This is a genomic window from Acinetobacter sp. YH12043, assembly GCF_013419915.1.
Lineage (GTDB): Bacteria > Pseudomonadota > Gammaproteobacteria > Pseudomonadales > Moraxellaceae > Acinetobacter.
The window spans coordinates 1-6,199 of record NZ_VOZD01000049.1 but is presented as its reverse complement, the minus strand read 5'-3'; the positions used below and the strand labels follow the sequence as shown (position 1 = coordinate 6,199).

Sequence of the window (6,199 nt, the reverse complement as noted above, 5' to 3'; positions counted from 1 at the left end):
TGTTTAAATAGTGCGAGTTCATGCTCGTATTTTTGATTGAGAATAGAAAGATGTTGAACTTTAGAATCTAATTGCTGATTGGTGACTTCAAGATGTTGAACTCTGGCATCTAATTGCTGGTTTGATTTTTCTAATTCTTGATTTGATTGTGCCAGAGACTGATGCTGCATCGCCAACTGCCTGGTGAATTCCAGCAGTTGTTCATGGGTCAGTTGGCTTAAGTCAGGCAGCGTATTCATGACCGCAGTATGCCTGAGGTCATGAGAAGAATGAAATAGAACGTTTGGAGAATAGCAGAATGGAACAGCCTGGTTTAAAGCATCGTCACCACCTGCTGTCGTCCAATTCTCTGCCAGGGCAAACCTTGGATTAATGCCTGTAACTGTTCCGGGCTGAGGGCCACGGTTTCACCTTGGTGAACTTGAGCCCAGTGAAATTTACCCTGTTCCAAACGCCGGGCACACAGCCAGATGCCCAGTCCATCATGTACCAACACTTTCATACGATGACCACGTTTATTACAGAACAGGTAGGCGCAATGCGGTTTGATGTAGCCAAAGGCTCTCACCACCTGAGCCATGACAGTATCCATTCCTGCTCGCATATCCATGGGCTGGGTAGAGAGCCAAATTTCATTGATACGGATCATGTTGCCAGTGCCTTGAGTAATTCTGCCAAGGCAGGTATTTCTGATGTCTGCCATTTTAGCTGAATATCATTATTCGTATGAGGCACGGTGATACACAACGTGATCCTCTCATCAATAGGTTGGCTGATTGCAGCAGTGTAAGGCAAAGCAATAAATGCTGGATTCACATGAGTAGGATCCTGCACGGCACCCTCATGATGGCTGAAGATCCTGATCCAACGACTGACAAGGTTGGCATTAATACTATGTTGCAGTGCGACCGAAGCGATCGAGGTATTAGGATTTTTACAGGCATTGACAATACTGAGTTTGAATTCTTTGCTGTATGTTCTGCGTTTTTTAGCAACAGGAGGTGTTGCTGAATATATATCCATGTTCATGGATTAAGTCCCCACTTGTTTTTAGGTGGGAACTAAATTAAGGCTTATAGGATCGCTTGGTAAGGCTGTGTTAGCCGGATGCTTACTATTAGCTTGCGTATGGCTGATATAAAAATCATTTAAACGCTCTTTGAGGATATAAAAAAATAGCTCATTAGGTTTATAGCGAGATCGGTTGTACCATTCATCTACTGCGTACCTACTTCTAGTACTCACCTGCCAATAACGCCTAAACAGCTCCTCATTAAATCTGAGAAAATTTTGACTATCTACACATTCAATTGGCGCAATAAGAATTTGATAACTCACTAACTCCTTTAGAGCAACTGCAACTCTTCTCTCATACAACCCCAATCTAATAGCAAGGATTTTATTCGAAACCTCAAATGGAGTTCCTGCATAAACTTCTAAAATTTTATATAGCACCCAACGACTGTAGGGTTTCACAGTTGTTGGCAAAAAATCATGTACCAACAAAAATAAGACGTCAGAATTTTTATCATCCATAAGTCGTTTTATATCCATTTCTAGCTTCAATTAGCTTACTCAAAAAAACCGTTATGTGCAAAATGAAACTATTGAAATTATATTAACGTTTATTTAACATTAATTTAAACGTTAATGTGATTTAAATGAGGCTACTCTTATGGCTAGACCAAAAGAATCTTTAAAAAAATGGTTAGAAACAGATCAAGACTTAAAAGAAAAATGGATTAAAAGCAAATACAGCCATTTTTTAAACCACAATAACCCTACCAACACAAATCGACTTGTACCTACACTTTCAGCAGTACTATCAACACATGAAACATTGATCATTCCTATTTCTGAGTATGAAAAGTTACGACAAGGCTTTAGAGTTTTTAAATTCCAACAAGCACATAACAATGAGAATAAGATACAATTACGCGTAAGCAAAAAAACAAAAACAGAGTTAGAACGCCTGAGAAAAAAATTAGAAGTGGGAAGCTTGTCTCAAACCGTCAGCAGAATAACTGATAGCTTCGATACAAATTTACTCAAGCAAAAGGAACAAATTGAACAGCTAAAGACGACAGTTCAAGAATCAACAAACTATATAGCTTACCTAAAGAATAAGTATAATAGTGACCAAAACGAGCTTAAAAAAACTTACGAAACACTAGTGGATTTTCTATTAGACGAATGCGTATCAATCATTTCTGAAAATTCATCTAATGAAGCTCATAGTACAGATACTTCGGGCAAGCTGACAAAAGATATCCGTAAGCAGCTTAATGCAAAATTAAAACTTAAGCTTCAAGAGATCAACGCACTAAAAAATGATTCTAAGATTACACAAATACAAAATCACACAACATTGCCATTAAACTTAGTGCAAGAGCCCCTTTCTGAAAATCTACCTAAAACATCAAGCTTCACCCGCTACCATATGCAAGAGCAAGAGCAAGAGCAAGAGCAAGAGCAAGAGATAGTAGCTAAAAATGAATCATCTACTCAAATTTCTCAGAGACAAAACCCTGGTTTACCCTCTAAGTTGCTAGATGCAACAAAGCTGCTTTTATCCCATAAATCTAGTGCTGGAAAGGTCCATCCCTTCCCCCACAATGATGAGAAAGATGATTATCAATGATCCAACCAAAATTTCACTTTCTCCGCATACCACTCCATGATCTTCACACGTTCATCCCAGTACTGTGCTCGGTTATAAGCCGAACGAATTCTATTCTGAGGTACATGGGCAAGTTGGCGTTCAATAGCATCAGGATTAAATAAATTGGACTCGTTTACGACTGTACTGAATAGCGATCTAAAACCATGTGTGGTCATTCGACCTGCATAACCCGAACGTTTAATCACAGCCAAAATAGATTCACTACGCATCGGTTCTTTATTATTTAAACGATGTGGAAAAAGCAGTTCCTGATTATGAGTAAGTCTCAATGCCTGAAGCTCAGCAATCATCATGTCCGTCAACGGTACACGATGCGGAAGTCTGTTCTTCATTCGTTCTTCAGGGATATCCCACTTACGTCCTTCCAGATCAAATTCTTCCCAGCGTGCTTGCAGCAACTCACTAACCCGAACGCCTGTCAGCATAATCAGAATAATCGCATGATGTGTCTGAGCATCACTTGGGTATGCTCTTACCTTTCTTAAAAATTCAGGCATTTCAGAGGCCGAAAGCGAAGCTAAGTTTTTGACCCGTTTATTCTTGAGGGCATAAACTAAATCACCTGCCGGGTTGTCATAGCGGTATCCATGGGCAATAGCGTATTTCATGACCATGCCGCAACGAGATAAGGTACGTTTTGCAATTTCAAGCGAGCCTCTTGCCTCAATTTTCTTAATGATCTGCAGAATCTCAGGTGCCTGAATCTGATTAATACGCTTATTAGCAAGAGCAATATAAAGCTCATCCAAGGAAGCTCGAACATTACTAATATGTTTGGATGACCAGGTTTCTTTTTGATTATTGAACCAATCCTCTGCGACTTCCTTAAAATAAGGCTGCTCCTGCTCGACCTCAGTTGTATTTTTGAGTTTATATCTCAGATCAAGCGCGATCTCCCTTGCACGCTTTAAACTTAGCTCAGGATAGATACCTAATGCTTTGGACTTCCTTTGTCCATTTTCCGTGTATCTGATAGACCAATATTTTTTGCCATTCGGATCGACTCGTAAAGACAGACCATTAATATCAGAAAGGCGGTACTGTTTTTCCTGCGGTAATGCTTTTTTACACAGCACATCAGTAAGCGACATATCTTTGTCCCACATAATTAAACTTATTTAGTGGGTCAAATTGTCCCAATTTTGACCCTAATAAAGCAAAAATAGGGTCAAACAGCTTAGGACAAGGTCGGATAATACAGCCAATAAAAAAGCCTTTAAACATTGAGTTTAAAGGCTTTTTTAGATTCCGATGGATTACTTCGGAAAGAATTTTGGTGGAGATGGCGGGAGTTGAACCCGCGTCCGCCAACACTACGCTCGAGAATACTACATGCTTAGATATCGTCTATTGTTTTAACACCAAGAGACCCGACGAACAGGGTTCAAGGTGCGATCCTCTAGATTTGGTATAAAGCCCCGAGGCTTGACTCTATACGGACTTGTGTGCGTTCGCTTCAGTCGGGATCTCTAACCACAAGTATTCAGAGATGCGGACAAGCAGCCCTTAGGCTGCTAGAGCGTAAGTTTCGTCGTTTGCGACTATTTAAATGCAAATTTTATTTACGAGAGAAAATGCGCTCTCGGCATGCATCTATGAGTTTCATCATCGGCGTCGAAGCCAAGAACATCCCCAAAGTACAAGCTCATCATAGCATAACTGGCAAAAAATACGATGCATTTTCTACACAAATACACTTTTGAATGCGCCTGATTACATAATTGCGCTAATATTTCATAATTCAAGTCAGCATTTAAAAAAATTATGAGCTATTTATTGGCACTCGACCAGGGAACGACATCTAGCCGTGCAATCATCTTTAATGAACACGGACAGATTCAGGCAACAGCTCAACGCGAAACCCATATCCAGACCCCACATTCCGGCTGGGTCGAACAGGATGCACAGGAAATCTGGAGCTCGCAAATTGCAGTGGTACAACAGGCGCTTGCTACTGCCCGGATTCTGGCGAAAGACATTAAAGCGATTGGCCTGACCAACCAGCGTGAAACGACTGTGGTATGGGATTGCCGTAATGGGAAGCCTCTTGCACCAGCGATTATCTGGCAGGATCGTCGTGCAACAGACTGGTGTAATCAGCTGATACAGCAAGGCCAGATGGATCAGGTACAACAAAAAACCGGGCTACGGATTGATCCTTATTTCAGTGCTGGCAAGCTGGTCTGGTTATTGGAACATGTGGATGGCTTACGTGAACTTGCAGAACAAGGTCATGTCGCTTTTGGCACTATTGATAGCTGGCTGATCTGGAACCTGACCCAAGGGGCTGAGCATATCATCGAAGCCAGTAATGCGTCCCGTACCATGTTGATGAATCTGCATACTCAACGCTGGGATGAGGAACTACTAGACCTATTTAATATCCCTGCTTCAGTCCTGCCACGAATCATCAGTTCCGATTGTCATATTGCAGATACAGCACCGGGTTTGTTAGGAGCCACCATTCCCATTATCGGCATTCTGGGTGATCAGCAATCTGCCTTGTTTGGCCAGTCTTGTTTCGAACCCGGTATGGCAAAAAATACCTATGGCACTGGCTGTTTTATGCTATTTAATACCGGCCATGACATTCAGCTCAGCCAGAATAAATTGCTTTCTACCCTCGCCTGGCAGGTACAGGAACAGACCAGTTATGCCTTAGAAGGTAGTGTTTTTATGGCCGGTGCAGTGGTGCAATGGCTACGTGATGGGCTTGGCATCATTCAAAAAAGCAGTGATATAGAGAAGTTGGCCTGTAAAGTTGAAGATACTGACGGCGTGGTCTTAGTTCCTGCTTTTACCGGATTGGGTGCACCGCATTGGGATAGTGAAGCCCGTGCCCTGCTTTGTGGCATGTCACGAGGAACCAATAAGGCCCATATTGCCCGCGCCGCGCTGGAATCGATTGCCTTTCAGGTCTCCGATGTATTGACTGCGATGCAATCGGATATTGCCCATCCTTTAAAAGAACTACGCGTCGATGGTGGCGCCAGCTGTAATGATATGCTGATGCAGTTCCAGGCTGACCTGCTAAATGTTCCTGTCATGCGTCCAAAAATGCTGGAATCCACCGCTTGGGGTGCAGCAGCGATGGCTGGTTTAAAATCTGGCGTATTTTCCAGCCTTGATGAAATCTCTCAGTCCTGGCAGTTAGACCGAGCCTTTGAACCAAAAATGCAGAATGATGAACGTGAAGCACATTTAGCCAAATGGCAAAATGCTTTGAAACGGGCCAAATCAGATTTATAAGATCGAAAAAAACCGCTAAATAGTTAGCGGTTTTTTATGTTGGAAAATATTAATGTGATGGCATTCCACCCAAACCCGCTTTGGGTCGTGGTGCCAACCAGACGATTAAAGCAGCAAAAATAAAAACCATCGCCAAAATCAAAAGGCTCTAGACTAGCAAAATGATTATGTTAGTCTAGAATCATGATAGAAAACAGTAAATTAAGTCACTACAAGATTAAAAAAATTATTCAATGCTTTTGTGTTGATATTCCTGCTTCCAAAACA

7 protein-coding genes, 1 other RNA gene and 1 pseudogene are annotated in these 6,199 nt (G+C 41.7%); 3 read left to right on the top strand and 6 right to left on the bottom strand.

Features of this window, described 5'->3' with window-relative positions; all coding sequences use genetic code 11:
• The 4 genes from FTU01_RS15245 to FTU01_RS15230 form a co-directional block, all read right to left on the bottom strand.
• Positions 1–239 (bottom strand): DUF3287 domain-containing protein (locus tag FTU01_RS15245; protein WP_180139962.1); only part of this gene is annotated, 239 nt, incomplete at its 3' end.
• A gap of 74 nt (positions 240–313) precedes the next feature.
• Positions 314–649: an IS66 family insertion sequence element accessory protein TnpB gene (gene tnpB / locus FTU01_RS15240; RefSeq protein WP_035270816.1), complete on the bottom strand. Its 336-nt coding sequence runs from the start codon at positions 647–649 to the stop codon at positions 314–316.
• On the bottom strand, positions 646–1,029 hold the full coding sequence (locus FTU01_RS15235) for a transposase (protein WP_001055589.1): 384 nt from the start codon (positions 1,027–1,029) through the stop codon (positions 646–648). Before FTU01_RS15235 ends, tnpB begins: the two co-directional genes overlap by 4 nt.
• 21 nt (positions 1,030–1,050) lie before the next feature.
• Positions 1,051–1,536 (bottom strand): hypothetical protein, encoded by a 486-nt coding sequence (locus tag FTU01_RS15230; protein WP_180139960.1) that lies wholly within the window; start codon positions 1,534–1,536, stop codon positions 1,051–1,053.
• A 139-nt stretch (positions 1,537–1,675) separates the two neighbouring features.
• On the opposite strand from FTU01_RS15230, the gene FTU01_RS15225 reads away from it, so the two are divergent.
• Positions 1,676–2,641 carry a hypothetical protein gene (locus tag FTU01_RS15225; protein WP_180139958.1) on the top strand — a complete coding sequence of 322 codons (966 nt, stop codon included), beginning with the start codon at positions 1,676–1,678 and terminating at the stop codon, positions 2,639–2,641.
• On the opposite strand, the gene FTU01_RS15220 is transcribed toward FTU01_RS15225, so the two are convergent.
• Together FTU01_RS15220 and ssrA are read right to left on the bottom strand one after the other, a co-directional pair.
• Complete coding sequence (locus tag FTU01_RS15220; protein WP_032068297.1) at positions 2,635–3,774, bottom strand: tyrosine-type recombinase/integrase; 1,140 nt, start codon at positions 3,772–3,774, stop codon at positions 2,635–2,637. The two genes, FTU01_RS15225 and FTU01_RS15220, sit on opposite strands and share 7 nt — an antisense overlap.
• Positions 3,775–3,957: 183 nt before the next feature.
• Positions 3,958–4,317: a transfer-messenger RNA gene (gene ssrA, locus FTU01_RS15215) on the bottom strand.
• Positions 4,318–4,447: 130 nt separating this feature from the next.
• On the opposite strand from ssrA, the gene glpK reads away from it, so the two are divergent.
• Together glpK and FTU01_RS15205 are read left to right on the top strand one after the other, a co-directional pair.
• On the top strand, positions 4,448–5,932 hold the full coding sequence (gene glpK / locus FTU01_RS15210) for a glycerol kinase GlpK (RefSeq protein WP_179992941.1): 1,485 nt from the start codon (positions 4,448–4,450) through the stop codon (positions 5,930–5,932).
• 183 nt (positions 5,933–6,115) lie between these two features.
• A pseudogene (locus FTU01_RS15205) lies at positions 6,116–6,199 on the top strand (IS1595 family transposase); the annotation flags it as partial.